The organism is Bacillus sp. SRB_331, assembly GCF_003264175.1.
In the GTDB taxonomy this organism is placed as follows: domain Bacteria; phylum Bacillota; class Bacilli; order Bacillales; family Bacillaceae_G; genus Bacillus_A; species Bacillus_A mycoides.
Window position 1 is genome coordinate 200,266 of the sequence record NZ_NADV01000007.1, and the last position, 26,963, is coordinate 227,228.

Annotated in this window: 25 protein-coding genes; 24 read left to right on the forward strand and 1 reads right to left on the reverse strand. The window is 38.9% G+C overall.

The genetic code is table 11. The features are described 5' to 3' along the window. The first annotated feature begins 8 nt into the window (after window positions 1–8). From atpA to B5P42_RS04690, 6 genes are all read left to right on the forward strand, one after another. Complete coding sequence (gene atpA / locus B5P42_RS04660; protein WP_002034911.1) at window positions 9–1,517, forward strand: F0F1 ATP synthase subunit alpha; 1,509 nt, start codon at window positions 9–11, stop codon at window positions 1,515–1,517. Between the two features lie 289 nt (window positions 1,518–1,806). Then, on the forward strand, window positions 1,807–2,667 hold the full coding sequence (gene atpG / locus B5P42_RS04665; protein WP_002034912.1) for a F0F1 ATP synthase subunit gamma: 861 nt from the start codon (window positions 1,807–1,809) through the stop codon (window positions 2,665–2,667). Between the two features lie 69 nt (window positions 2,668–2,736). Then, window positions 2,737–4,146, forward strand: a complete 1,410-nt coding sequence (gene atpD, locus B5P42_RS04670; RefSeq protein ID WP_002034913.1) for a F0F1 ATP synthase subunit beta — start codon at window positions 2,737–2,739, stop codon at window positions 4,144–4,146. Window positions 4,147–4,166: 20 nt separating this feature from the next. Next, window positions 4,167–4,568, forward strand: coding sequence for a F0F1 ATP synthase subunit epsilon (atpC, locus tag B5P42_RS04675; protein ID WP_002016279.1), 402 nt, complete (start codon window positions 4,167–4,169; stop codon window positions 4,566–4,568). 331 nt (window positions 4,569–4,899) lie between these two features. Beyond that, entirely contained in the window at window positions 4,900–5,685 is a 786-nt protein-coding gene (locus tag B5P42_RS04685; protein WP_113733747.1) for a DUF975 family protein, read from the forward strand. A 44-nt stretch (window positions 5,686–5,729) separates the two neighbouring features. After that, entirely contained in the window at window positions 5,730–6,383 is a 654-nt protein-coding gene (locus B5P42_RS04690) for a DUF975 family protein (protein ID WP_113733748.1), read from the forward strand. A 17-nt stretch (window positions 6,384–6,400) separates the two neighbouring features. On the opposite strand, the gene B5P42_RS04695 is transcribed toward B5P42_RS04690, so the two are convergent. After that, the gene (locus B5P42_RS04695) at window positions 6,401–9,130 is read right to left on the reverse strand and encodes an EAL domain-containing protein (protein ID WP_113733749.1); all 2,730 of its coding nucleotides are present in this window, start codon (window positions 9,128–9,130) and stop codon (window positions 6,401–6,403) included. A 306-nt stretch (window positions 9,131–9,436) separates the two neighbouring features. On the opposite strand from B5P42_RS04695, the gene nuoA reads away from it, so the two are divergent. From nuoA to B5P42_RS04785, 18 genes are all read left to right on the forward strand, one after another. Further along, entirely contained in the window at window positions 9,437–9,805 is a 369-nt protein-coding gene (gene nuoA / locus B5P42_RS04700; RefSeq protein WP_000179270.1) for an NADH-quinone oxidoreductase subunit NuoA, read from the forward strand. Further along, the gene (gene nuoB / locus B5P42_RS04705; protein ID WP_113733750.1) at window positions 9,796–10,314 is read left to right on the forward strand and encodes an NADH-quinone oxidoreductase subunit NuoB; all 519 of its coding nucleotides are present in this window, start codon (window positions 9,796–9,798) and stop codon (window positions 10,312–10,314) included. The genes nuoA and nuoB overlap by 10 nt, the downstream gene beginning before the upstream one ends. After that, entirely contained in the window at window positions 10,311–11,558 is a 1,248-nt protein-coding gene (locus tag B5P42_RS04710; RefSeq protein WP_113733751.1) for an NADH-quinone oxidoreductase subunit C, read from the forward strand. Before nuoB ends, B5P42_RS04710 begins: the two co-directional genes overlap by 4 nt. A 3-nt stretch (window positions 11,559–11,561) precedes the next feature. Further along, a complete protein-coding gene (gene nuoD, locus B5P42_RS04715) occupies window positions 11,562–12,662 on the forward strand; it encodes an NADH-quinone oxidoreductase subunit NuoD (RefSeq protein ID WP_113708827.1) in 1,101 nt (366 codons plus the stop codon). Next, on the forward strand, window positions 12,662–13,663 hold the full coding sequence (gene nuoH, locus B5P42_RS04720; protein WP_002068471.1) for an NADH-quinone oxidoreductase subunit NuoH: 1,002 nt from the start codon (window positions 12,662–12,664) through the stop codon (window positions 13,661–13,663). The genes nuoD and nuoH overlap by 1 nt, the downstream gene beginning before the upstream one ends. 25 nt (window positions 13,664–13,688) lie before the next feature. Beyond that, window positions 13,689–14,108 carry an NADH-quinone oxidoreductase subunit NuoI gene (nuoI, locus tag B5P42_RS04725; RefSeq protein ID WP_002016193.1) on the forward strand — a complete coding sequence of 140 codons (420 nt, stop codon included), beginning with the start codon at window positions 13,689–13,691 and terminating at the stop codon, window positions 14,106–14,108. Then, window positions 14,105–14,629 carry an NADH-quinone oxidoreductase subunit J gene (locus tag B5P42_RS04730; protein WP_002198777.1) on the forward strand — a complete coding sequence of 175 codons (525 nt, stop codon included), beginning with the start codon at window positions 14,105–14,107 and terminating at the stop codon, window positions 14,627–14,629. The genes nuoI and B5P42_RS04730 overlap by 4 nt, the downstream gene beginning before the upstream one ends. Continuing rightward, window positions 14,622–14,936 carry an NADH-quinone oxidoreductase subunit NuoK gene (gene nuoK, locus B5P42_RS04735; protein WP_000100081.1) on the forward strand — a complete coding sequence of 105 codons (315 nt, stop codon included), beginning with the start codon at window positions 14,622–14,624 and terminating at the stop codon, window positions 14,934–14,936. Before B5P42_RS04730 ends, nuoK begins: the two co-directional genes overlap by 8 nt. A gap of 29 nt (window positions 14,937–14,965) precedes the next feature. Then, window positions 14,966–16,828 (forward strand): NADH-quinone oxidoreductase subunit L, encoded by a 1,863-nt coding sequence (nuoL, locus tag B5P42_RS04740; RefSeq protein WP_113733752.1) that lies wholly within the window; start codon window positions 14,966–14,968, stop codon window positions 16,826–16,828. Then, entirely contained in the window at window positions 16,825–18,327 is a 1,503-nt protein-coding gene (locus tag B5P42_RS04745) for an NADH-quinone oxidoreductase subunit M (RefSeq protein WP_113733753.1), read from the forward strand. Before nuoL ends, B5P42_RS04745 begins: the two co-directional genes overlap by 4 nt. Before the next feature lie 7 nt (window positions 18,328–18,334). Next, window positions 18,335–19,849, forward strand: coding sequence for an NADH-quinone oxidoreductase subunit NuoN (nuoN, locus tag B5P42_RS04750; RefSeq protein ID WP_113733884.1), 1,515 nt, complete (start codon window positions 18,335–18,337; stop codon window positions 19,847–19,849). A 208-nt stretch (window positions 19,850–20,057) separates the two neighbouring features. After that, window positions 20,058–20,294: a DUF1146 family protein gene (locus tag B5P42_RS04755; protein WP_113733754.1), complete on the forward strand. Its 237-nt coding sequence runs from the start codon at window positions 20,058–20,060 to the stop codon at window positions 20,292–20,294. Between the two features lie 51 nt (window positions 20,295–20,345). Further along, complete coding sequence (locus B5P42_RS04760) at window positions 20,346–21,050, forward strand: YwmB family TATA-box binding protein (protein ID WP_181458780.1); 705 nt, start codon at window positions 20,346–20,348, stop codon at window positions 21,048–21,050. 39 nt (window positions 21,051–21,089) lie between these two features. After that, complete coding sequence (gene murA / locus B5P42_RS04765; protein ID WP_002068497.1) at window positions 21,090–22,394, forward strand: UDP-N-acetylglucosamine 1-carboxyvinyltransferase; 1,305 nt, start codon at window positions 21,090–21,092, stop codon at window positions 22,392–22,394. A 411-nt stretch (window positions 22,395–22,805) separates the two neighbouring features. Further along, complete coding sequence (spoIID, locus tag B5P42_RS04770) at window positions 22,806–23,825, forward strand: stage II sporulation protein D (protein WP_002184544.1); 1,020 nt, start codon at window positions 22,806–22,808, stop codon at window positions 23,823–23,825. Window positions 23,826–24,202: 377 nt separating this feature from the next. After that, window positions 24,203–25,210 carry a LytTR family transcriptional regulator DNA-binding domain-containing protein gene (locus B5P42_RS04775; RefSeq protein WP_002184547.1) on the forward strand — a complete coding sequence of 336 codons (1,008 nt, stop codon included), beginning with the start codon at window positions 24,203–24,205 and terminating at the stop codon, window positions 25,208–25,210. Window positions 25,211–25,389: 179 nt separating this feature from the next. Next, window positions 25,390–26,232, forward strand: coding sequence for an ABC transporter ATP-binding protein (locus B5P42_RS04780; protein WP_002184548.1), 843 nt, complete (start codon window positions 25,390–25,392; stop codon window positions 26,230–26,232). Next, a complete protein-coding gene (locus B5P42_RS04785; RefSeq protein ID WP_016127629.1) occupies window positions 26,232–26,939 on the forward strand; it encodes an ABC transporter permease in 708 nt (235 codons plus the stop codon). The genes B5P42_RS04780 and B5P42_RS04785 overlap by 1 nt, the downstream gene beginning before the upstream one ends. Window positions 26,940–26,963: the final 24 nt, after the last annotated feature.

Sequence of the window (26,963 nt, forward strand, 5' to 3'; positions counted from 1 at the left end):
TGAAGCACATGAGCATCAGAGCTGAAGAAATTAGCGCACTGATAAAGCAACAAATCGAGAACTATCAGTCTGAAATCGAAGTTAGTGATGTTGGTACAGTTATCCAAGTCGGTGACGGTATTGCGCGTGCTCATGGTCTTGATAACGTTATGGCTGGTGAACTTGTAGAGTTCTCTAACGGCGTTATGGGACTAGCACAAAACTTAGAGGAAAACAACGTAGGTATCATTATTTTAGGACCTTACACAGAAATCCGTGAAGGTGACGAAGTTCGTCGTACTGGTCGCATCATGCAAGTACCAGTAGGAAAAGAACTAATCGGTCGTGTTGTAAACCCATTAGGTCAACCAGTTGATGGTTTAGGCCCAATCAATACAACAAACACTCGTCCAATCGAAAGTCCAGCACCAGGTGTAATGGATCGTAAATCTGTTCATGAACCACTTCAAACAGGTATTAAAGCGATCGATGCTCTTGTACCAATTGGCCGTGGTCAACGTGAGTTAATCATCGGTGACCGCCAAACAGGTAAAACAGCAGTTGCACTTGATACAATCATTAACCAAAAAGATGAAGATATGATTTGTATCTATGTAGCTATCGGACAAAAAGAATCAACAGTACGTAACGTAGTAGAAACACTACGTAAGCACGGTGCATTAGATTACACAATCGTTGTAACTGCATCAGCTTCTCAACCAGCTCCATTATTATACCTAGCTGCTTATGCTGGTGTAACAATGGGTGAAGAGTTCATGTACAATGGTAAACACGTATTAGTAGTATATGATGACTTATCAAAACAAGCAGCGGCTTACCGTGAGCTTTCATTACTATTACGTCGTCCTCCAGGTCGTGAAGCATATCCAGGGGATGTATTCTACTTACATTCTCGCTTATTAGAGCGTGCAGCAAAATTAAGTGATGCAAGAGGCGGCGGTTCTTTAACTGCACTACCTTTCATCGAAACACAAGCAGGGGACGTATCAGCTTACATCCCAACAAACGTAATTTCGATTACGGATGGACAAATCTTCTTACAATCTGACCTATTCTTCTCTGGCGTACGTCCAGCGATCGATGCGGGTACTTCTGTATCTCGTGTTGGTGGATCTGCTCAGATTAAAGCGATGAGTAAAGTATCAGGTACACTTCGTCTTGACCTTGCATCTTACCGTGAGTTAGAAGCGTTCGCTCAGTTCGGTTCTGACCTTGATAAAGCAACACAAGCGAAATTAAACCGTGGTGCTCGTACAGTTGAGGTATTAAAACAAGGATTACACAAACCGTTACGTGTAGAGAAACAAGTTATCATTCTTTACGCTTTAACACGTGGATTCCTAGATGATATCCCAGTAGCAGATATCACTCGTTTCGAAGAAGAATTCCATGCTTGGTTAGATTCAAATGCAACTGACTTATTAGAAGAAATCCGCACAACTAAGAAACTTGCGGATGACGACAAGTTTGCAGCAGCAATTAACGGATTTAAAAAAGTATTCGTAGCTTCTGAATAATAAATAAAAGCGGAAGCGGCTCGTTCTGAATGTGAGGGGGATGGAGCTTCTGACGAAGAGGCGGTTTTTGCCTCGTAGGAAGAAGTGAAGCCACCGAGCATTCAAGCCGCTGGAGCTAGATAATATAAAGGCATCTCAATCTTTGAGATTGCCGACGGTTATGTAAAGGAAAAGAGTAGGTGCACCTATTCTTTTCCTTCAATCATGAGCAAGAATATCTTGCAACGTAGATTAGAAAGAGGATTCTTACTAATCGTGCCAACTTCCGGAAAAAAGGTGGTGAAAACCTGTGGCATCTTTACGCGATATAAAAGCGAAGATTACCTCGACAAAGAAAACGAGTCAAATTACGAAAGCGATGGAGATGGTATCTGCATCTAAGTTAAACCGTGCAGAGCAAAATGCTAAATCTTTCGTTCCGTATATGGAAAAGATTCAAGAAGTAGTAGCGAGCATTGCGCAAGGAAGTAAAGGAATTAATCATCCAATGCTAAATGCGCGTCCTGTAAAGCGTACAGGATACATCGTTATTACATCTGATCGCGGACTAGCAGGTGGTTATAACAGTAACGTATTACGTACAGTAAGTAACGTAGTTCGTGAACGTCATAATATGGATTCAAACCAATATTCAATTATTGTGCTTGGACGACTAGGACGTGATTATTTAAAACGTCGCGGCTTTAACATCATTGATGAAGTAGTTGGATTATCTGACCACCCATCATTTACTGATATTAAAGATCTTGCTTCTCGAGCAATTGCGATGTTCGCAGACGGTGCTTATGATGAGCTGTACATTTACTACAACCATTATGTAAGTAAAATTTCACAAGAAGTAACGGAAAATAAAATTTTACCGCTTACGGATGTGGCGTCTAATAAACCGACGACAGCTTATGAATTCGAACCTTCTGAAGAAGAAATTTTAAAAGTATTATTGCCACAATACGCAGAAAGCTTAGTGTACGGTGCATTACTAGACGGTAAAGCAAGTGAGCACGCGGCGCGTATGACAGCAATGAAGAGTGCTACAGACAACGCAATGGAAGTTATCGATTCACTTACACTTTCATTCAACCGTGCGCGTCAAGCAGCGATTACGCAAGAAATTACGGAAATCGTTGGTGGAGCAGCAGCGTTAGAATAGTAATAAAAAATTAAAAGCCGACTTCTCTTAGAAAGCTGGCTAATTAAAAGAAAGCTAGGAGGGAACCCGATGAATAAAGGGCGCGTTACGCAAATCATGGGTCCGGTTGTAGACGTTAAGTTTGATGGCGGAAAGCTACCAGCAATCTACAACGCCCTTACGGTAAAACAAAGCAACGAAAACGGAGCGAGCATCAACTTAACATTTGAAGTTGCACTTCATTTAGGTGATGACACAGTTCGTACAGTTGCGATGTCTTCCACAGATGGACTTGTTCGTGGCACAGAAGTAGAAGATACTGGTAAAGCAATCTCTGTACCAGTTGGTGATGTAACACTTGGTCGCGTATTCAACGTATTAGGTGATGCAATTGACTTAGATGGTGATGTTCCTGCGGATGTACGTCGTGATCCAATTCACCGTCAAGCACCTGCATTCGAAGAACTATCTACAAGAATAGAAATTCTTGAAACTGGTATTAAAGTAGTAGATTTACTTGCTCCTTACATTAAGGGTGGTAAGATCGGTCTATTCGGTGGTGCCGGTGTAGGTAAAACGGTATTAATTCAGGAATTAATTAACAACATCGCACAAGAGCACGGTGGTATCTCTGTATTCGCTGGTGTAGGTGAGCGTACTCGTGAGGGTAATGACTTATACCACGAAATGAGCGATTCTGGCGTAATTAAGAAAACTGCGATGGTATTTGGACAAATGAACGAGCCACCTGGAGCACGTCAACGTGTTGCATTAACAGGTTTAACAATGGCTGAACATTTCCGTGATGAGCAAGGACAAGACGTACTATTGTTCATCGATAACATCTTCCGTTTCACGCAAGCAGGTTCTGAAGTATCTGCCCTTCTTGGTCGTATGCCATCTGCGGTAGGTTACCAACCAACACTTGCAACAGAAATGGGTCAATTACAAGAGCGTATTACATCTACAAATAAAGGGTCTATCACGTCTATCCAAGCGGTATACGTACCAGCCGATGACTATACTGACCCAGCACCAGCTACAACGTTCGCTCACTTAGATGCAACAACAAACTTAGAGCGTCGTTTAACACAAATGGGTATTTACCCAGCCGTAGATCCATTAGCATCTACGTCTCGTGCACTTTCTCCAGAAATCGTAGGAGAAGAGCATTATGAAGTAGCTCGTCAAGTACAGCAAACTTTACAGCGTTATAAAGAGCTTCAAGATATCATCGCTATCTTAGGTATGGATGAGTTATCTGAAGAAGATAAGTTAGTTGTGCATCGTGCTCGTCGTATTCAATTCTTCTTATCTCAAAACTTCCACGTAGCTGAGCAGTTCACAGGTCAAAAAGGTTCTTACGTACCTGTGAAAAATACAGTTAGTGGCTTCAAAGAAATTCTAGAAGGAAAATATGATGACCTTCCAGAAGATGCATTCCGTCTTGTTGGTAGCATTGAAGAAGTTATTGAAAACGCGAAGAAAATGATGGCGTAAGGCCTTAGGAGGGACGAATTATGAAGACATTTCCAGTCAGTATTGTAACTCCTGATGGACCGGTTTACGAAAAAGAAGTAGAAATGGTAAGCGTAAAAGCAGAGAGTGGGGAAATGGGGATCTTACCAGGTCACATTCCAACTGTTGCACCGTTAAAAATTAGTGCAGTTCGTCTGAAAAATGGTGGGCACACTGATTATGTAGCAGTAAGCGGTGGCTTTATCGAAGTTCGTCCAGATAAAGTAACTGTATTATCATCATCTGCTGAAGAAGCAAACCATATCGATATCCATCGTGCAAATGAATCGAAACGTCGCGCTGAGCAACGTATGCAAGATAAACAAGCACATGTTGACTTTAGACGTGCAGAAATGGCCTTGCAGCGTGCTGTGAACCGTTTAAACGTTTCTGATATGAAGTAAAAAAATCCGTAAGGGCTCTGACCCTTACGGATTTTTTGTTATGGATATAAATTAAAAGAGGAAAAAAACGCCTCTTTTTTAGGTAGGAGAGAGCATCCAACCATGCATAGAAGCGGTCAGAGCCTTTTTCTGCCCGATGCCAAGTGAAAATCGAGAAATAAAAAGAACTGCAGGTTATCTTTTTGTTATGCATAGCTGTGTTTTATTTAAATGTCGAAACTGAAACTCAATTTATTAGATAGAATGAACTGACAAAATTGGTATAATTATATTGTTGTTTGTATAAGTAGAGAATATATAACAATTTATATTTCATAAAGGAGATGAACAAATGATCGGTGAAATGAAACGAGAAGCATTGTACTCTTTAAAAGGAAAATGGGGACTAGGTGTTGGATCAACAATTTTACATATTATTTTAAGTTATGTTGTTTCAATGGCTGCAATGCTTATACTTTTAATTCCAGGAATTATTATATTTTTCTTAGTTGTTGGTTTAGCGGGTTCAATTGAAGAGGAAGCAATATCAGTCGGTGCAGGTATTGCATTTGGAATTTTTTATTGCATAATGATCATTTTGAGTAATGCATCTTATGGTATTACATCATACGGTTATACGAATGTGTTGCTACAAATTAGTAAACGAGAAGATGCTAGAGTAGATTATTTATTTGAAGGATTTCGTGGCTTTAAAAGAATGATGAAAACAATGTGGGCTATGCTTGCGATTTTGTTATATACAGGTACGTGGATTCCGATGTTGTTACTAGGTGTATTCGCATTTTTTGGTGAGGAAGGGAATGTATCATTAACGATTGCTTTCTTTGTACTATTAGCTATTTCGATTGTTGTAATGATTGTGATGTATTTTTCTTATGCGATGACGTATTATGTTATGGTTGAAAATCCAGATTATAGCGTTTCACAGGCGATGAAAGAAAGTAAGAACTTTATGAAGGGGCATAAACTAGATTTATTTCTTTTATGGCTTAGCTTCATAGGATGGGCTATTTTAGCAATTCTTACTCTTGGAATAGGATTTCTTTGGCTTAGTCCATATGTAGGTACAACGACAGCGCACTTTTATCGCTATATTGCAAAAGGTGAATTGCAGTAGGGACGTGCTATACTAATAGAATTGTTACGTATTGGAGGCTAATTATGATTAGTGATTTAAAAGGAGAAGCGCTAGATTCACTGGAAGGGAAATGGGGATTAGGTGTAGGGGCTACATTACTTATTTGGATTCTTACGTCAGCTTTTAGTGTTAGTATTAAATTTATTTTTTCGCAAGTATGGAACTGGGGAGAATGGAATAGTTCGCTTTCAATAGAGATTATTACAATTTTTATAGTGGGTCCATTAACGCTAGGTGGCTATTGTTTAGCGCTACATATAATTCGGGAAAAAGAAGTTCGTATTGGGCATCTATTCAGCTGGTTTACAGAAGGTACAAAGTTTCTAAAGTCATTTTTAGTATATATACTAGTAAATGTTTATATTTTTTTATGGTTCTTGCTTTTTATTATTCCAGGCATTATTAAATCATTTTCTTATGCGATGACGTATTATGTTTTAAATGATCATCCTGAGTACTCATTGAACCAAGCTATTACAGAAAGCCGTCATATGATGGCTGGACATAAGATGGAGTATTTCATTTTATGTTTAAGTTTTATTGGTTGGTTTATATTAAGTTGTATTACATTAGGGATTGGATTTTTATGGTTGATTCCATATTTTTATACAACGACAGCAGCTTTTTACGAAGAGATTGCAGAAGAATATTACGAAAAAAGAATTCCGACACTTTAAAAAACACCCAGTGTGAACTATTGGTTCATACTGGGTGTTTTTTGTAGGAATTTTATAAACTGTTTACTTGTTAGAGGTTTACTGAAATAGTAACCTTGCATGTATTTACAGTTGTTTTTTTGCAGAAACTTAAGCTGTTTTTCTGTTTCAATTCCTTCAGCAACGACAGAGAGATTTAAAGTATTTGCAAGGGAAAGGATAGTGGAAACGATGGCTCTTTCTTCAGGCCGATGATCGGCTAGTTGTGTAAATTCTTTTGGTACTTTTAATGTATCGATAGGGAAAATTGATAAATAAGCAAGAGAAGAGTAGCCGGTACCGAAGTCATCAATGGACGTTTGAATACCATATTCTTTTAATTGCTTTAGTCTCGATAATGTTTCTTTTTCATCAATCATCGCAATTCGTTCTGTTAGTTCAAGTGTTACATCTTTCGGGTCAATTTTAACGTCCTTTAGTATTTGTGAAATATTTTCGATTAATTGATTTTGTTGAAATTCTTTCGCTGATAAATTGACACTCATTTTTAAGTTTGTGTATCCAAAACTTTGCCATATTTTTAGTTGACGACAAGACTCTCGTAGCACCCAATGCCCAAGTGGGATGACCTGCGGAGTCTCTTCCACAATCGGAATGAACTCACATGGTGAAATGTCACCTAATAGTGGGTGTTTCCAACGGATTAAAGCTTCGGCACCGATGATTTTATTCGTTGTAATGTCAACTTGTGGTTGATAGACGAGAAAGAATTCTTTATTTACTAAAGCAAGTGGTAAATCTTTTTCAATTCGAGCTTTTCGCTCCATTTTTTTATATAACTCTTTCGTATAAAGTGAGCTACCATTCTTTCCTTTATTTTTGGTTTCGTACATGGCCATATCAGCATGTTGTAAAATAGATAACGGATCTTCGCCTGCTTCTGGGTATATTGCAATCCCGATACTTGGCGAGATTTGTAAATGTTGATTTTCAATTTCGAATGGCTCATTCATAGATAGTACAATCATATCAGCTATTTTTTGTACATCTCTATCTTCTTTATAATCTTCTATAAGAATTGTGAACTCATCCCCAGCTAACCGAGCAAGTTTCATATTTGACGTCGATATTCGTTCTAGTCTTTTTGCTACAGCAATTAAAAGAAGATCTCCTACCCGGTGACCGAGAGTATCGTTAATAACTTTAAAACGGTCTAAATCGAGAAACATAACAGCAAAAGGTCTTTTCGATAGTTTTGCTCGTACAATTGCTTGTTCTAACTGCAGATGAAATGAACGGCGATTTGCAAGTTCCGTTAAAGTATCATGATATGCTAGGAAATTAATTTGCTCTTGTTGCTGCTTGCTTTCTGTAATATCTTTAATCATTAAATAGGCCCCAGAAATATGTTCCTTTAAAAAGATGGGAACAGCTGTAACATGTAAGTAGTAAATATCTCTATTTTTATGATATGCCCGTATTTCTAAAGAAATAGATTTCCCTTTTTTCACGTGATGAAAGGCAGTAATGATTTCTTCTAAATCTTCTTCATACATAAGTGAATAGTATGGTTGGTTTAATAATTCATTCGTTTGATAACCGAGTAAAGTAGTTCCAGCGTTGTTCACATTGAGAAAATTACCGTACAAATCTAATGTGAAAATTGGATCTGGATGATGCTCGTATAAAGATTTAAACATTTGTTGGTTATGATATAACTCATTTTTTTGTTCTACTAAATCTTCTGTACGTAGTTCGATTTGTTTCTCGAGTTCTAAGCTGAATTGCATTTGTGCTAGCAATAATATTTTATTTTGTCTTCGAACTAACATATGGCGTATGAGAACGAAGGCGAAAGTTACCATAAGTCCAATTACTACGATAGGTGCAAAAACATTTTCGACCAATATAAAAACAATAAGCATCACGACAGAAATATACGGTAATGATAATCGGATTGATTCACCAAATTGAGGCGTTAGTAATATTTGTTCTTGTTTTTCGGGCTCTTTTGTGTGAAGTATACAAGCGATTGCTACCAATAATAAGGTTACTTGATAGAATGGAGCAACTGTGAACATAGAGTGCTCAGGCTGGAAGTATTTTATATAAGCATAAATAGAATCCGTAGTAGCATACAAAATTAAAGCACTGCCAAGAAGAGCACCAACTTGCTTTGGTAGTAAGGATAATGGTCTGAATAAAAGGTTGATTCCTATTAAAAGAAAGAGTAGATCAGCCATTGGATACGTGAGTTGAACAAACATGTCGATATATGATGTTGTAAAAATATGAATGGTTCTTTCAATAAGTAAATAGTAGCTTAAAGTAAATTGAGCAGTAACAATAATACAAATATCACATATCGTAAAAAGCTGTTCCAATAAATCTCGGCCATAAATAATTTCATATAGAAAGGCAAATGCAAAGCTAACTAAAAATAATAAGTAAAAAAAGTCTGATGGATCAACGAATGTATAGTAGTCATGCAGAATTAAGCGTTGATAAGCAACTACTATATCGCCGATGAAATAAGAGAAGGATCCGATAGTTAATGTTATCCAAAACAAACGAGATAACCCTTGTTTTATATTTGAAAAATAAAATATATAACTGCAAATTGTAATATCAATTAATATGGTACTTATTCCAGTTAATATTTGAAATGGGAGTGCGTACTCATATAAAAAGGACATTGATACGTAATGAATAGCTATATACAACAATGAAATGCTTATAAGAATACTTACATGTGTTTGTTTTTTCATTTATATCACCCACTGTATATACATAAGAACCACCTTTTTGTAGTTTATGTTTTTTATGATTGCTTGAAAACATATAGAATTTCTATATTTATTTTACACATTTATAATGAGTTGTAAAAATAGATTTGCTCAGCAAGTATTAATTGTTGTTTCTGTTCCCAATATATCGACATAGGAATTTGAAGTTTGCTATAATGAATTAAATAGTTGCATTATTTAGAAAAATTTAAAAATAATAAATAATGCAAGTAAGACATATTGTTTACTATGTGAACTTGTTCTTAATTCAGGGGGGAGGGTTTCACAATGGCAAGTGTATATGAAAATAGTTATATGATCGTTTTGATTTTCTTGCTATTAGGTATATTGCTGCCGGTAGTGGCTCTTACATTAGGGAAAATGCTGCGTCCAAACAAACCGAGTGCAGCGAAAGCGACGACGTATGAGAGTGGAATTGAGCCTTTTCATGATGCAAATATTCGGTTTCATGCTCGTTATTACATTTTCGCTTTATTGTTCGTCATCTTTGATGTAGAAACTTTATTTTTATACCCATGGGCTGTTGCATATGACAAGCTTGGTTTATTTGCACTGATTGAAATGCTCATTTTTGTTGTGATGTTGCTAGTTGGATTAGCGTATGCTTGGAAAAAGAAGGTGTTACAATGGTTATAAATTTTGAGGAATTACACCCACCGGAGCGAGCGGAATTAGAAAGAAATATCTTTTTTTCTACATTGGAACAGTTGAAGGGATGGGCGCGGAGCAACTCTTTATGGCCGATGACATTTGGACTGGCATGCTGTGCGATTGAAATGATGGGAGTAGGCTCATCACACTACGATTTAGATCGATTTGGGTCATTTTTTCGGACTTCACCAAGACAATCGGACGTCATGATTGTGTCAGGAACGGTAACGAAGAAAATGGCACCTATTGTTCGGCGCCTATATGATCAAATGCCTGAACCGAAGTGGGTAATTGCGATGGGATCTTGTGCAACGGCCGGTGGTCCGTATGTGAATTCGTATGCTGTTGTGAAAGGTGTAGATCAAATTTTACCAGTTGATGTGTATATTCCTGGATGCCCTCCAAATCCTGCTGCTTTAATTTATGGAATTAATAAATTAAAAGAAAAAATTCGTTACGAGGCGAGGACCGGGAAGCAGGTGACGAATAAATGAGTGATTCAAATAAAGACTTAGAAAGTATGAAAAGAGAAGCAGCCCGTCATGCGAAAGAGGAAGCGCGAAAACGTCTTGCTGCGAAACATGGGGCGGAAATGTCTAAACTTGAAGGAGAACATCGAGAAAAAGAGAAAGCGCTACCAAAAGATAAGGGGATTAATGTAGAAGAAGCGAAGGCAAAGGCCGCAGCAGCTGCAAAAGCAAAAGCGGCGGCATTAGCGAAGCAAAAGCGAGAAGGATCAGAAGAAGTAACGGACGAGGAAAAAGTTAAAGCGAAGGCAAAGGCCGCAGCAGCTGCAAAAGCAAAAGCGGCGGCATTAGCGAAGCAAAAGCGAGAAGGATCAGAAGAAGTAACGGACGAGGAAAAAGTTAAAGCAAAGGCGAAAGCCGCAGCAGCTGCAAAAGCAAAAGCAGCGGTATTAGCGAAGCAAAAGCGAGAAGGATCAGAAGAAGTAACGGACGAAGAAAAAGCCAAAGCGAAGGCGAAAGCCGCAGCAGCCGCAAAAGCAGCGGTATTAGCGAAGCAGAAGCGAGAAGGATCAGAAGAAGTAACGGACGAAGAAAAAGTTAAAGCAAAGGCGAAAGCAGCTGCAAAAGCAAAAGCAGCAGCGTTAGCGAAGCAGAAAGCCTCACAAGGTGAGGGGGATTCTGGAGATGAGAAAGCAAAGGCAATTGCAGCCGCGAAAGCGAAAGCCGCTGCTGCGGCAAGGGCAAAGGGATCTGTAAATAAGATAGAAGACGAACTGCAGCAGGAAGAACCATCAGTTAACCAACCATATTTAAATCGCTATGTGGAGGTTGTTAAGGAGAGGGTAGGAGAATATGCATTAGTAGATTCCTATATTAATAAGCTTTCAAAAGATGTTCCAACGCTTGTGGCGGAGCCTTCGAAATATTATGAAGTGATGGAATTGCTAAGATTCCATGAGGGACTTGCTTTTGATTATATGTCAGAGCTACATGCGACGGATTTTGTGACACATATGGAAGTATACGTTCATTTATTTTCATATGGAAAGAAACAGTCAGTAGCAGTGAAGGTAAAGCTGGATAGGGAAGCGCCGCAAGTAGAATCGGTGACGCCGCTTTGGAAAGGGGCAGATTGGCCGGAGCGCGAAGCGTATGATTTGCTCGGTATTGTGTTTAAAGGTCATCCTAATTTATCTCGCATTTTAATGCCTGATGATTGGGTGGGGTATCCGCTTAGGAAGGATTATGAACCGTATGATGTGGAGGTGTAGCTTGTGATCCGTACGGAAGAGATGCTCTTAAATGTAGGGCCGCAGCATCCGAGTACACATGGTGTGTTTCGGCTTGTAATTAAGATTGACGGGGAAATTATTAAAGAGGCTACACCGGTTATCGGATATTTACATCGCGGAACAGAAAAGATCGCTGAGAGCTTGCAATATACACAAATTATTCCGTATACAGATCGAATGGACTATTTATCAGCAATGACGAATAATTACGTCCTTTGCCACGCTGTAGAGACGATGATGGATCTTGAGATTCCAGAGCGTGCTGAATATTTACGGGTGCTTGCGATGGAGCTTGGGAGAGTTGCGAGCCATCTCGTCTGGTGGGGAACGAACCTGCTTGATATAGGAGCGGTTAGTCCATTTTTATATGCCTTTCGTGAACGAGAGATGATTATAAATTTATTAAGTGAATTGTGCGGTGCAAGGCTTACTTTCAACTATATGAGAGTCGGCGGCGTGAAGTGGGATGCGCCAGACGGCTGGATTGAAAAGGTGAAAGAGTTTGTTCCGTATATGAGAGAGCAGTTGGAAGGGTATCACGACCTTGTTAGCGGAAATGAAATTTTCTTAAATCGTGTGAAAGGCGTTGGCGTATATAGCGCGGAAGAGGCGATCTCGTATTCTTTAAGCGGCGCAAATTTACGGTGCACGGGAGTCCACTGGGATCTTCGTAAAGATGAGCCGTATTCTATTTATGATCGTTTTGATTTTGATATCCCTGTTGGGAGCACGGGAGATGCTTGGGACCGATACGTTTGCCGGATGAAGGAAATTGAGGAGTCATTAAAAATTATTGAGCAAGCAGCCGAGCAGTTCCCAAAAGATGGAGCTGTTATAGCGAAAGTGCCGAAAATTATTAAAGCACCTAAGGGAGAAGCGTTCGTCCGTATAGAGTCACCGCGGGGAGAGATTGGCTGTTATATTGCTAGTGATGGAAAGAAAGAGCCGTACCGCTTGAAATTTCGCAGACCGTCTTTTTATAATTTGCAAATCTTACCGAAGTTATTGAAAGGTGAAAACATCGCCAATTTAATTACGATTTTAGGTGGGGTTGATATTGTACTTGGGGAGGTTGACGGCTAATGATTGAGACGCTCTTACAATCACCTTCAAGCTGGACGAATTTCTTCATTTTTTTCGGATTAGCGGTGCTTCTATTATTTGCAGTCCTTGGCTTCGTTACATACGGTATTTTGGCAGAACGGAAAGTGATGGGATTTATGCAAGGACGGATTGGACCAAACCAAGTTGGGGGCCGGTTCGGTTTACTCCAAACGGTAGCTGATGTTTTGAAATTATTATTAAAAGAAGATAGTATTCCGAAAGCTGCAGATAAACCGTTGTTTATATTAGCTCCTGTTATTGCATTCGCACCAGCATTTATGGTGCTTGCGGTTATCCCGTTTACTGATAAATTTCAGTTTGCGGATATTGGCGTAGGATTGCTGTATTACATTGCTGTCTCTGGGATTACGACGATTGGAGTTGTAACTGGGGGATGGGCATCAAATAATAAATATTCCCTTTTAGGAGGGATGCGCGCAGCAGCGCAAATGATTTCTTATGAGATTCCACTTGTGATGAGTGTAATTGGCGTCGTTTTGTTAGCTGGTAGTCTTAACTTGAATGAAATTGTAGCGGCGCAGGAAAAGGTATGGTACATTTTCGCACAGCCAATCGGTTTCGTCATTTTCTTAATCGCGGCAGTTGCAGAGTTAAATAGGACACCGTTTGATTTACCCGAAGCGGAGTCAGAACTTGTTTCAGGATACCATACGGAATACTCAGGTTTTCGCTGGGCGTTTTTCATGCTTTCAGAGTATGTGTATTTCTTCGGGATGTCATCTTTAATTACAGTACTCTTTTTAGGAGGCTGGAATCCAGTTATGTTCCTTGGGTTTATTCCAGGAGCCGTATGGTTTGCTTTGAAATTCAGCAGTGTGGTCTTTCTATTGATTTGGTTCCGCGTTACGTTCCCGCGCATAAGAGGTGACCAGTTAATGGAGTTTGGTTGGAAAGTATTATTACCAATCGCACTTGCAAATATTTTCTTAACGGCATTGATTAAGGAGCTATTCTTCTAATCTATAAAGGGGGTGCCAGTAAGAGATGAAAGGACTATTTAAAGGGTTAAAATATACGCTTAGTAATTTGAGTAAGAAAAAGGTAACGTATGATTATCCAAATCAACCGTTGCCATTACCAGACCGATTTCGAGGTATTCAAAAGTTTTATCCAGAGAAATGTATTGTTTGTAATCAGTGTTCCAATATTTGTCCGACAGATTGCATTCAATTAACAGGAAAAAAACATCCTGATCCTACGAAAAAAGGGAAAATTATCGACACGTATGATATTAATTTTGAAATTTGTATTCTTTGCGATTTATGTACAGAAGTTTGCCCGACAGAGGCGATCGTAATGACAAATAACTTTGAACTTGCAGAGTATTCACGTGATGATTTATTTAAAAATTTGCAGTGGCTTGACGAGAACGACGAGAACATCAGGAAGGAGAATAAAGCATGAACGGCGAGTTTATAGCTTTCTTTATATTATCCTTGTCTGCGATTATCGGCGGCGTTCTTATGCTGAATTTAACGAAAGTAATGCATATGATGCTGGCCCTTGTGCTTACGTTCCTTAGCATTGCGGGTTTGTACTTTCTCTTATCAGCCGAATTTATCGGAGTGGCACAAATTTTACTTTACTCTGGTGCAATCACTATTATTATGATTTTTGGCATTATGTTAACGAAACATAACGCGGAAAATGAATCGCGCCTTACTCTTCGAAAATGGATTATCTTCTTTGCGGTTGTAGCATTTGGAGCAGTTATGTATTTCGCTGTTAATAGTATCGATTTTTCAAATCAAAGCACACAAGGAAGTTTACCTCTCCATGAAAATAACACACTTCAAATCGGTACACTTCTCTATTCAAAATATATTATTCCATTCGAATTAACCTCAGTTATTTTACTTGTAGCACTTGTAGGAGCGATTATCCTTGCTAAGAAGGATGAGGGAGAGGAGGATTCCCATGAGTAGCGTTCCGGCTTCTGCGTATTTAACACTTGCGATTATTTTGTTTTGCATCGGCTTATTTGGAGCTTTAACAAAGCGAAATACAGTAATTGTACTAGTTTGTATCGAATTGATGTTAAACGCCGCCAATTTAAATCTAGTAGCGTTTAGTAAATTAGGCTTGTTTCCGAATTTAACAGGACAAATTTTTTCGCTGTTTACGATGTCTGTAGCGGCAGCGGAGGCAGCGGTAGGTCTTGCAATTTTGATTGCTTTGTACCGTAATCGCCCGACAGTTCATGTAGATGAGATGGATACGCTCAAAGGATAGCATTGTGACCGAAAAGGGGGAAGGAAACAATGATCGATTATGCATGGCTCATACCGCTTTTCCCGCTTGTTTCGTTTTTGTTACTTATTGTGTTCGGGAAGAAAATTAGAGAGGGAAGTAGTGTACTAGGTATTTTCTTTACCTTTCTCTCCTTTATATCCGCGGTAGTGGTACTAATAGAACGATTTTCATCCGAGGCAGTGAAGCATAAGTGGGTATGGCTTAGGGTAGGAGATATAGATATATCATTTGGTTTTGAAGTTACCGCATTAGGGGCTTTAATGTTGTTTATCGTTACACTTGTGAGTTTTCTTGTACATGTGTACTCAAAAGGTTATATGAAAGGTGACACCAGATTACCAACCTTTTATGCATATTTAGGGCTCTTTACCTTTGCGATGCTTGGGCTAGTTATATCGACGAATTTATTACAGCTTTATATATTTTGGGAGTTAGTCGGCCTTGGTTCGTTTTTACTTATCGGTTTTTATTTCTTTAAAGAAGAAGCGAAGGCTGCTGCGAAAAAGGCTTTTATTATGACACGCATTGGGGATGTTGGGCTATTTACTGGGATGATATTAATTTTTTGGCACGCAGGTAGTTTTGAATATGACGCGATTTTTAAAGCGATTCATACGGGCGACCTCTCTCCTTCTATGATTACAATAACGGCGATATTAATTTTTATCGGTGCGATGGGGAAATCGGGTCAGTTCCCGCTTCATACATGGTTGCCAGATGCAATGGAAGGACCGACGCCTGTTTCGGCGCTTATTCACGCGGCAACGATGGTTGCAGCCGGTGTATATTTAGTAGCGACGATGTTCCCGCTATTTTCAGCAAGTGCGGTAGCGATGCAAACTGTGGCAATCGTTGGGGCTTTCACCGCAATCTTTGCGGCCTCTATCGGTCTAGTGCAAACTGATATTAAGAGGGTTCTTGCTTACTCTACAGTTAGTCAGCTCGGGTATATGATGCTTGCGCTAGGCTCGGCTGGTTATGTAGCTGGTATCTTTCACTTAACGACACACGCCTTTTTTAAAGCATTATTGTTCCTTGCAGCAGGAAGTGTAATTCATGCAGTCCATACGCAAAACATTAATAAAATGGGCGGTTTACAGAAAAAGATGAAAGTAACCGGTGCACTATTTTTAATAGGCACACTTGCAATTAGTGGTGTTCCCCTTCTTTCCGGATTTTTTAGTAAAGATGAAATTTTAGCGGCGGCTTGGATGAATGGCAATTACTTTCTATTCGTTTTAGCAGTAATTGCGGCATTTCTAACAGCATTTTATATGTTCCGTCTATATTTTCTTGTCTTTACGGGGGAAACGAAGACGAAGGAAGAGGTGCATGAATCACCTCGCACCATGACGTATCCGATGATTGTCCTTGGTGTTCTTGCGGTAGTGGCAGGTTATATAAATACACCGTGGTTCGGAACGTTTCTTGGGGATTGGCTTACGAAAGATATAGGATTCCAGGTGAAGGAAGTGCATGGACCTGTTTGGATTATGGTTGTTGCGACGCTCGTTTCATTTGCGGGAATTGCCCTCGCATATTTCATATATGGCAAGAAATCTATCTCTAGAGATTGGGCCGGCGGAGAAGGGACGTCTTTTTATAACCTTTTGAAAGAAAAATATTATGTGGATGAACTATACAATGCGACGGTGCTTCCTATTACGAAAGGAATCGCTCATGTGCTTCGCTTATTTGAAGTATACGTTGTAGAAGGAATCGCAGTTTTAATTGCTGGACTCGTTAAAGGTATGAGTGGACTAGGATCGCGGCTTCAAAACGGGAATGTACAAGTGTATGGAACTGTAACAGCAGTTTCGCTCGCAGTGCTCCTAATTATTTTGTTATATACGGGAGGGGATTTACGGTGAATGGATTGCTATTAACGTTCTTCATTTTTTCCCCGCTTTTAGGAATTCTCTTGCTTTTATTAACGCCGAAACGAGAATCGCGTACAGTGCAGGCGCTTGGTTTATTCGGAACGGCGCTTCCATTTGGAATTGCTATCGTCCTTGCTTGTACATACGCTTCAGGAAAGAGCTTATCGATATTTGATGAAAAAGTGAAATGGATTAAATTTGGGGATTTCACAGCAGTGGACAAAAGGTGGTTTTCAATTTATTACGAGCTCGGCATTGATGGTTTATCGCTTGTAATGATGTTGCTCACAGCCCTTCTAGCGATGCTTGCAGCTATTGCGGCATTTTCTATTAAAAGAAATTTGAAAGCATTCTACATGCTGTTACTCATGTTAGAAATAGGTATGCTCGGTGTCTTTGCTGCTCAAAATTTAATGTTGTTCTTCATGTTCTTTGAGATTACGTTGCCACCAATGTTTTTATTAATTGGCAAGTGGGGGAAATTGTCGAGTGAAAAGGCTGCATATAGTTATTTAATATATAACGGTATTGGATCAGCTATTTTACTTATCGTTTTCTCGGTTTTATTTGCGAAAACAGGTACAACAAATATTGCGGAGCTTAAAGAAATATTAACGAGTGTAGGTGCTGGGGGAGGAATGGCCGTCTCAAGTAGCGTACAGTTCGGCTTGTTTCTTGCCATAATGATTGCTTTTGCGATTAAACTCCCTGTTTTCCCTTTGCATCGCTGGATGGTCAATGTACACATAGAAGCGCATCCTGCTGTAGTTATGCTTCACGCGGGGGTTTTGCTGAAGATTGGCGCGTACGGTATTGTTCGCTTCGGGAAAGGATTATTCCCAGAATATTTTCGTGATTTTGCAACGCTAATTGCGATTTTAGGGGTAATTAATTTATTGTATGGGGCCTTTCTAGCACTCATCCAAACGGAATTTAGAAAGGTACTTGCTTACTCTAGTATTTCGCATATGGGCATTGTATTAATGGGGCTTGCGGCGTTAAATGCACCAGGTACACAAGGGGCATTGTTCCAAGTTGTGTCTCACGGTTTAATTGCGGCCTTACTCTTCTTCTTGCTTGGCATTATTGAAGAGCGTTTCGGGACTTCGGATATTACAGCACTTGGTGGACTTGCAAAAAGTGTTCCGGTGCTTAGCGGTTTCTTCCTAGCGGGCGGTATGGCATCGCTTGGAATGCCAGGGATGTCCGGATTTATTAGCGAATTCCTTGCCTTTCTCGGTTTATTCCAAGGGAAACCTGTTATCGCCGCCGTCGGTGTAATTGGAATTATTTTAACCGCTGTATACGTATTAAGAGCGACACTTCAAGTGATATTTGGTAAGAAAGAATGGGAAGCGAAATTTGATATACACGGATGGGAGTACGTTCCTGTTATAGTGCTTATCGTTTGTATTATTGCAATTGGGGTAATGCCAGAACTACTAGGGGATCCACTTCAAACTACATTGAAAACATTGGGGGTGAAGTAGGATGGATATGAACACGTTACTTAGCTTATCATGGCATCTCATGGTACCAGAATTCATTATTCTCGGGGCAGCCATCCTTCTTTCCATATGTGATTTGTTTTTTAAGCTGAACCATAGGTACGTTGCGATTGGTGCAATTGCCGCTGCCTTGTTAGCGATAGTGTCATTAATGACGCTATATAGCGAACCGGCAGGAGATATTTTAAATGGATCGTTTGTACTAGATGGATTTTCAAAAGGATTTAAAACGTTGTTATTAGGCGGAGCAGCTCTCGTTTTATGTATGGCAATAAGCGATGACAAGAAGGAGCCTATTCAAGATAAAGGAGAATATTATTATTTGTTTTTAATGGCGCTTCTTGGAGCGATGTTCATGGCTTCTAGCGTTGATTTCATAACATTGTTCGTTGGTTTAGAGTTGCTTTCGCTCTCTTCCTATATTTTAGTAGGAATCCGAAAAAGAAACCGTGCATCGAATGAGGCTGCAATGAAATATGTCATTAACGGAGGAATTGGAACAGCAATTACACTCTTTGGAATGAGTTATTTATACGGTATTACAGGGTCGACCAACATAGTGGAAATGCAAAAGGTATTTACGCAAGGATTGGCTGGGGGCATTCAGTTATTGTTAGCTCTCGCATTTCTACTTTTGCTCGTTGGACTCTCATTCAAAATTGCAACAGTGCCATTTCATATGTGGGCACCAGATGTGTATGAGGGAGCGGCTACACCTGTCACTGCTTTTCTCGGAACGATTTCTAAAATTGCTGGTTTTCTACTCATTACGCGTTTGTTTCTTATGGTGTTTGCAGGTGTGGCAATCCAAGGAGACGCACAATCTTTGTACGGGCGTATGAGTATATACATTGCGGTACTAGCTAGTATTACGATGATTGTTGGGAACGTAGTAGCATTAAAGCAATACAACGTAAAACGTCTATTTGCCTATTCAGGTATCGCGCATGCTGGGTATTTGCTAGTCCCTCTTGTAGCGCTATCACAGTTTACGATGGATAGTATGTGGTTTTATATGCTTGCATATATGCTTATGAATATAGGAGCATTTGCAATCATCCACGGATTAATCTTACAAAATGATAAGGAAAACATGACGATTTTTACAGGGTTATATAAGCGATCCCCCTTTACAGCTATAGTGATGACGGTCTTTATTTTATCGTTAGCTGGAATACCGGGGACAGCAGGTTTCATCGGGAAAATTAACATTTTTTTAGGGGCACTTCATGTTGAACCTGCTCATTACGTATTAGCTTCTATTATGATGGGGACGACGGTTATTTCATTCGTATATTATTTCCAAATATTACAGCAAATGTTTTTCCGCAAGGGAGAGACAGAAGAAAAGCTCCGATTACCGTTAAATATAAAGATTGTCATGAGTCTTTGCGCAATTTCAATTGTAATACTAGGGATTATGCCGATGATTGGTTACAATTTCTTTTATGAACATTTTCCATTAATGAAGGATTTCTTCTTCTTGGGGAACGTGGTACAATAGTGGAAATAAAAGGTGTAGAGTCCGTACTCTACGCTTTTTATTTTGGAGTAACAACAAATGAAAACGTCTATAGGTATATGTTTTCCGAGAGGAAATTACGATGTAAGATGCTTATTTGCGTTTGAAAAAGTGTGGCTCCTACTTATTTATGGTATCGTTTTTTACATTTTGCGTAAGTAGTAGCCAAGCAAAAAAAGGGGTCGATTTTTTGGCACATCTTTTAGGGCAACAAGCACTGATTGCCATTGTTTCGCATTTATTGTTTATTACCATTACGTGGTGGGCCTTACAAGGTATTCACATTGAGCGCTTAATGAAGTCTGGAAAAGTGATGCAGACGAGAGTATTACTTATCCTAATTACAATTGCAATTGGGACATCTGTAAGTAACTTTTCCCTTGATTATTTAGGCTATTCAAAGAGTTTAACGTATTTAGTAAAGTAAGTGTATAGAACCTCATATCTCCGTTAACAATGGGGATAGGAGGGGATGAAATTGAAGTTTAAAGCCATTCTTATCGTTATCGTAAGTGTTGTTTTATTATTGGTTGGATATAAAGAGATGAAACCTATAAGCGATGAACAGAAAATGGAGAGCATGATTGCAGCTTTAGAGAAGAACGATGCAAAAGTAGAGCGGTGGTCATGGTTAGCGCGAGAAACGAAAACAATTTCTAATATACATACGTTTCAAAAATTGTTAAACGATGTGAAGGAAGAGGCAAACATCGAAGGTTGGGAATTAGAACAATCTCCAGATGGATATAAGGCTACATCCTATAAAAAATCTTCTTCACATGAAGAACGAATAGTAGTAACTTGGAGTAAGGAAAATACTAAAGAAAACACTTTTATTATTTTTGAAGTGAGCGGGGCGAAATGGGACCCGAAGTACGTTCAGAACATGGATAAAATTTTTAGTGAAAAACCTATAATTTACACTTGTGTTCAAGGTGTACTGAATGATAAGATTGAAGGTGTTTTGCAAAATAAAACCAATCAGGTTTTGAAAGATCTTTCAGCAAGAGCGATCGAACAGATAGAAGAAAGAGCATTTGTATCAGTCTCCGCATATAATAAAAAGTGGAATGACGCTCTTTCAACAAATAGAGAGAAAATAAATGTGCAAATAGCAATACGTTCTACAAACAACAAAGATACAATTGTGGTTGGCACACCGATCATAACTTCTGAGTATTGAGTGAATAGATACTGAAAAAAGGACACGGAGGGGAATAATTTGGAAAAGATCATCGTCCGTGGCGGAAAGCGGTTAAGCGGCACAGTGCGTGTTGAGGGCGCAAAAAATGCTGTATTACCTATAATCGCTGCAGCCCTATTAGCGAGTGACGGAAAGAATGTACTATCTGAAGTACCAGTATTATCTGATGTATACACAATTAACGAGGTATTACGTCATTTAAATGCTGAAGTCGTATTTGAAAATAACCAAGTAACAATCGATTCTTCTAAAGAATTAAACATTGAAGCACCATTTGAGTATGTACGTAAGATGCGTGCATCTGTTCAAGTAATGGGACCATTATTAGCACGTAACGGTCGTGCTCGTATTGCACTTCCTGGTGGATGTGCAATTGGTTCACGTCCAATTGACCAACATTTAAAAGGCTTTGAAGCAATGGGAGCGAAAGTAAAAGTTGGTAACGGATTTGTTGAGGCACACGTAGAGGGCGAACTAAAAGGAGCTAAAATTTATTTAGACTTCCCAAGCGTAGGCGCGACAGAAAACATTATGTCTGCAGCTACATTAGCAAAAGGGACAACAGTCCTTGAAAACGCAGCGAAAGAGCCAGAAATCGTTGACTTAGCTAACTTCTTAAATGCAATGGGAGCGAAAGTACGCGGAGCTGGAACTGGAACGATTCGTATTGAAGGCGTTGAAAAATTATATGGTGCAAACCACCCTATTATTCCTGACCGTATTGAAGCAGGAACATTCATGGTTGCAGCGGCAATTACAGGTGGAGACATCTTAATTGAAAATGCTGTGCCTGAACATTTACGCTCAATTACAGCGAAAATGGAAGAAATGGGTGTTAAAATTATTGAGGAAAATGAAGGTGTACGTGTTATCGGCCCAGATAAGTTAAAAGCGGTTGATATTAAAACTATGCCTCATCCAGGTTTCCCAACAGACATGCAATCACAAATGATGGCATTATTACTACATGCTGATGGAACAAGTATGATTACAGAAACGGTATTCGAAAACCGCTTTATGCACGTTGAAGAATTCCGTCGTATGAATGCTGATATTAAAATCGAAGGTCGTTCTGTAATTATGAACGGTCCAAGTAGCCTGCAAGGTGCTGAAGTAGGCGCAACTGATTTACGTGCTGCAGCAGCATTAATCTTAGCTGGTTTAGTATCAGAAGGTTATACTCGTGTAACAGAGTTAAAACATCTTGACCGCGGTTATGTAGACTTCCATAAGAAATTAGCTGCATTAGGTGCAACTATTGAACGTGTAAACGAAAAAGTAGAAGAAGTGAAAGAACAAGAAGTTTCTGATCTTCACGCTTAATTGAAGTAGTCTCTATGTCTTTTGACATAGGGGCTATTTTTTTTTGGGTTATTACTGTTATAGTCAATAAATTCTATACTTATGCACGTCTCATTAAAAATATTTAGAAAATTTTCGTTTTTATCCTGCTATTTGTGGTCAGTAAGATCCCTGCCTCATTAAAGTTTCAATTTATCCCGCTATTTGCGGGCAGTAAAACTCCCACCTCAAAATTCGGCTGGAGCAAAGAAGTTATGTGGGAGCCCTGCTGCCCGTAAACGCCCGATTGGTGAAGGCTAATAATCAGTGGGGGATGAACAAAACCCCCACTGATTATAGTTTCACTTTATACCGATACCCCCAAGTATGTTCTAAAAGATCCCGTAGTTCCATAAGAATGAAAGGAATCCAACTTTATATTGGGGGAATAGGATGAAATTTTCAAAGCCGCTTTTCATTACAGTAGCGCTCTTAATAGCGCTCGTTATCATTGTACCTGCTGCTCTTGTTATTCCGTTTGCGAAAGCAAAAGTAGGGGAAGAAGCAGCTTCTAAAACTCCTCCAGCGATAGAAAGTATACCAGCTCCAGGGAAAGTGGATACAGCGGTTCAAGTTGCTGTATACCGTGATCAGCAGAAGAAGGTAGAAACATTACCTATGGAGGAGTATGTGGCCGGTGTAGTAGCTTCTGAGATGAATGCCAGCTTTGAAATAGAGGCGCTAAAGGCGCAGGCATTAGCAGCAAGAACATTTGTAGTGCAGCGTATGCTAAGCGGAGGTAAGAAAAACAATGCGGACGTGACAGATACAGTGAAAGATCAAGTGTACAAAAGCAAAGAGGAATTGAAGAAACAATGGGGTAATAACTACGAAAATAATTTAAAGAAAATTGAGGAAGCCGTTTCGAAAACCGCAGGACAAGTTTTAACGTATGATGGAAAACCAATTTCAGCATCCTTCTTCTCAACGAGTAACGGACGAACAGAAAATGCAGCTGATTATTGGGGAAATGATTATCCATACTTAAAGAGTGTAGATAGTCCGTGGGATCAAGCCTCTCCAAAATTTACGAGTGAGCAAAAATTCACAGTATCTGATTTTCAAAAACGTCTCGGTGTGAAAGTACTAGCAAACGGAAAGGTTGGTAATATTAAAGACCTTACGGAAGGAAAGCGAGTAAAGGATGTAGAGTTCCAAGGGAAAACATTAACAGGAAAACAAGTTCGTGAAAAGTTAGATTTACGCTCCTCAGACTTTACGTGGAAACAAGAAGGGGATAACATCACCGTTACGACGAAAGGATTCGGTCACGGCGTCGGTATGAGCCAGTACGGTGCGAATGGCATGGCAGTGGAAGGTAAGAAATATACAGATATCGTCGCTCATTATTATAAAGGCGTTGAAATAAAGACGATGAATGATTATGAAGGAAAGTTAATGGTGAAAAAATAGAACGCAAAAGAGACCGTCTCAAAAGGTGTTTTGGGACGGTCTTTTCATATTTATAAGTTGCTACTATTGTCGAATCGCTGATAAAACTCGAGTTGTGGTCGATATATTCGAAAAATCACCGATAAAATTTTATCCCGCTATTTGTGGGAGTAGGGCTGCCCGTAAAAGCTCGATTGGTGAAGGCTAATAATCAGTGGGGGATGAACAAAACCCCCACTGATTAAAGTTTCACTTTATTTGCCATCATGCGACATGAAAAAAGAGCTACTCTCATCGATTTTGGGACAGGTCCTTATTTGTTATGGTACTTCATGAAATATCATAATTTTCCATTAAATGTTTGATATAATTAGGGAAAAACATTTGGAGGAGACAGAATGGCGTTATTGGAGTTGAAACAATTAGGGAAGACGAACCAGTTGCCGGCAATTGAACTGGAGGTTGAAAAAGGGCAATGTGTTGTTTTGCAGTGCAATAATCATACAGCTAAAGTGTTGCATCGCATTATTATCGGAGAAGAAGAGGCTTCTTTGGGCAGTGTGCTATTTGAAGGTGAATCGATTGGAAAGAAGATGTATTCACGCATCGGCTTTTGTTTTTTGAAAGATGAAGCATATGACCGTTTAAAGGTGAAGGAGTACTTCAAGTTTTTATTAGGGCTTTATGAATCACATATGAGTATAGAAGAAGTTGTACAATATGTCGGTCTCCTAGATAAGTTAAACGCTAAAATAGAAAAATTGTCATTTTCAGAGAAACGCCGTCTTCATATCGGGCGGATTATGATTCACAATCCGGATTTAGTTATTTTAGAAGAGCCAGAGCAAAATGTAGATACAGAGAGTACGATTATTATTCGAAAAGCGATTATGAAAATGAAAGAGCAAGGAAAGGCAATCTTTATTACGTCCTCCTTTTTATCGGATGCCCTTTCGTTGACAGAAGATGTATACATATTAAACAATGATGGTGTGAAAAAGATAGAAATAGAGCAAGAAGAAGTTGAAGAAGTAGATGAAGAAAAAGTAGTTCAAATGATTCCGCAAATGAAACTGGAAAGAATACCAGCGAAAGTGAACGATAAAATCATTTTACTGGATCCGATGGAGATCCATTTCATTGAAACACAAAATGGAGTGACACATATTCATGTGCGCGAAGGTGACTTCGTATGCGCATTAACATTAAGTGAACTAGAAACGAGATTAACAGGATTCGGATTCTTTAGATGTCATCGCTCGTACCTCGTTAATTTACAAAGAGTACGAGAAGTCATTACGTGGACACGTAATAGTTTTAGTTTAATTTTGGATGACGAAAGAAAAAGTTCAATCCCGCTTTCGAAAGGACGAATGGATGAATTAAAAGGTGTAATTGGACTATAAAAATGCTCCAATAAGCTCAAAATAGGATTCATTCACCGGTAAAAATACTCCTTTTACTGGTATTTTACTGCGTAACCCCTTTGTTTTTCATATGATTGAGTCAAGAAAAGCGAAACAAACAAACGAAAAGCGCTAAAGCGACTTTCATCTATAAAAAGAAAAACAAAGGGGATGACGAAATGACATTGGCAATTGAAATGAAAGATGTAATGAAAAGTTTCGATGGAAAAACGGCCCTTCGAAATGTAAATATTGAGGTGAAGCAAGGAGAAATCTTCGGATTTCTTGGACCGAGCGGATCTGGGAAAACGACAACAGTGAAAATTTTAACTTCTCAATTGCTTCATAGCGTTGGAACAGTACGAGTATTAGGTAAAGACATTACAGGGCCAAGCAGCATCGATTACAAACGAATCGGTATTTTAACAGACAATAGCGGCTTATATGACAGACTTAGCATTTATGATAACTTACTATTATTTTGTGACTTATACGATTGTAAAAAAGAACGAATTGATGAAGTGTTAGCACAAGTGAACTTATTGGATGATAAAAAAACACAAGTGAAAAAGTTATCAAAAGGAATGAAGCAGCGCGTCATACTAGCGAGAGCAATTCTTCATAAACCAGATATCCTCTTCTTAGATGAACCAACATCTGCACTTGATCCAGTAAACGTACAAAACATTCATAAAATCTTAAAAGACTTAAATAAAGAAGGAACAACGATTTTCTTAACAACGCACAACATGGACGAAGCAGAAACGCTTTGTAACCGCATTGCCTTTCTATGTGGAGGAGAAATAGTAGCTCTTGATACACCAGAAAACCTTCGCTTGCAATACGCGAAAGATCAAATACAAGTTGTGTTAACAGATAAGAAGAAAGAAATTGTGAAAAAAGATGAATTAGGGGCAAAACGCATTTCAGAATGGATGAAAAAAGGCGAATTACTATCTATTCATTCACACGAGCCAACATTAGGCGATATCTTTATTGAAGTTACTGGGAGGGGACTATAATGACATTTTCAATGAGACGATTTTCAGCAATTTTTCGGAAAGAGGTACAGGATTTTAAAACGAATTCACAAACTTTAATTATGTTGGTAATGCCACTTGTCTTTTCGGTATTATTTAGTCGCTCAGATAATATGAGAGAAGTTGGAGCAAGTACGTTAACTGCGATGGCGTTAGTTATGGTCGGAGGCTTTGTACAGGCGATGCTCATCGCTGAAGAAAAGGAAAAAAATACGCTTCGTGTTCTTATGCTATCACCAGCATCATCTATTGAAGTATTAATTGGTAAAAGTTCATTAACGGGTATGATTACAGTAGCGACCTGTTTTATTAATCTACTTATTTTAGGTAAATTAGAAGGTAATATTGCATTATTATTACTCATCTTTGTTCTTGGAATGCTAATATTTAACCTCATTGGTACTTGTATTGGATTATTAGCTCAAAATGTACCGCAAACATCAACAATTGGATTACCAATATTAATGACATTCCTTTTCGGTGATTTAATTGGAATGTTTGTGAAGAATGAAGTCGTTACAAAAATAGTCGATTATTTGCCAACTCGTCATATCGGTCTTGCAGTTAGCAGTGTTATAAAAGGTGGAGGTTTTAGTGCAATTACTAGTAATTTATTGAACATAACAATTTGGTTAGTTGCAGTACTTGTTATTACACTCTTCATTTATAGAAAGAAACAAATGGACTAAAAACTGAGCTCAAACGCTCAGTTT

What these genes read in the sequence shown, in the direction of transcription:
- B5P42_RS04775 (WP_002184547.1), top strand. Translation starts at nt 24,203, where the DNA reads ATGGCGTTATTGGAGTTGAAACAATTAGGGAAGACGAACCAGTTGCCG.
- spoIID (WP_002184544.1), top strand. Translation starts at nt 22,806, where the DNA reads ATGAAATTTTCAAAGCCGCTTTTCATTACAGTAGCGCTCTTAATAGCG.
- atpD (WP_002034913.1), top strand. Translation starts at nt 2,737, where the DNA reads ATGAATAAAGGGCGCGTTACGCAAATCATGGGTCCGGTTGTAGACGTT.
- nuoK (WP_000100081.1), top strand. Translation starts at nt 14,622, where the DNA reads ATGAGTAGCGTTCCGGCTTCTGCGTATTTAACACTTGCGATTATTTTG.
- B5P42_RS04690 (WP_113733748.1), top strand. Translation starts at nt 5,730, where the DNA reads ATGATTAGTGATTTAAAAGGAGAAGCGCTAGATTCACTGGAAGGGAAA.
- B5P42_RS04695 (WP_113733749.1), bottom strand. Translation starts at nt 9,130, where the DNA reads ATGAAAAAACAAACACATGTAAGTATTCTTATAAGCATTTCATTGTTG.
- nuoL (WP_113733752.1), top strand. Translation starts at nt 14,966, where the DNA reads ATGATCGATTATGCATGGCTCATACCGCTTTTCCCGCTTGTTTCGTTT.
- atpC (WP_002016279.1), top strand. Translation starts at nt 4,167, where the DNA reads ATGAAGACATTTCCAGTCAGTATTGTAACTCCTGATGGACCGGTTTAC.
- B5P42_RS04780 (WP_002184548.1), top strand. Translation starts at nt 25,390, where the DNA reads ATGACATTGGCAATTGAAATGAAAGATGTAATGAAAAGTTTCGATGGA.
- B5P42_RS04785 (WP_016127629.1), top strand. Translation starts at nt 26,232, where the DNA reads ATGACATTTTCAATGAGACGATTTTCAGCAATTTTTCGGAAAGAGGTA.
- atpA (WP_002034911.1), top strand. Translation starts at nt 9, where the DNA reads ATGAGCATCAGAGCTGAAGAAATTAGCGCACTGATAAAGCAACAAATC.
- B5P42_RS04730 (WP_002198777.1), top strand. Translation starts at nt 14,105, where the DNA reads ATGAACGGCGAGTTTATAGCTTTCTTTATATTATCCTTGTCTGCGATT.
- nuoH (WP_002068471.1), top strand. Translation starts at nt 12,662, where the DNA reads ATGATTGAGACGCTCTTACAATCACCTTCAAGCTGGACGAATTTCTTC.
- nuoI (WP_002016193.1), top strand. Translation starts at nt 13,689, where the DNA reads ATGAAAGGACTATTTAAAGGGTTAAAATATACGCTTAGTAATTTGAGT.
- nuoN (WP_113733884.1), top strand. Translation starts at nt 18,335, where the DNA reads ATGAACACGTTACTTAGCTTATCATGGCATCTCATGGTACCAGAATTC.
- nuoB (WP_113733750.1), top strand. Translation starts at nt 9,796, where the DNA reads ATGGTTATAAATTTTGAGGAATTACACCCACCGGAGCGAGCGGAATTA.
- B5P42_RS04685 (WP_113733747.1), top strand. Translation starts at nt 4,900, where the DNA reads ATGATCGGTGAAATGAAACGAGAAGCATTGTACTCTTTAAAAGGAAAA.
- B5P42_RS04710 (WP_113733751.1), top strand. Translation starts at nt 10,311, where the DNA reads ATGAGTGATTCAAATAAAGACTTAGAAAGTATGAAAAGAGAAGCAGCC.
- nuoA (WP_000179270.1), top strand. Translation starts at nt 9,437, where the DNA reads ATGGCAAGTGTATATGAAAATAGTTATATGATCGTTTTGATTTTCTTG.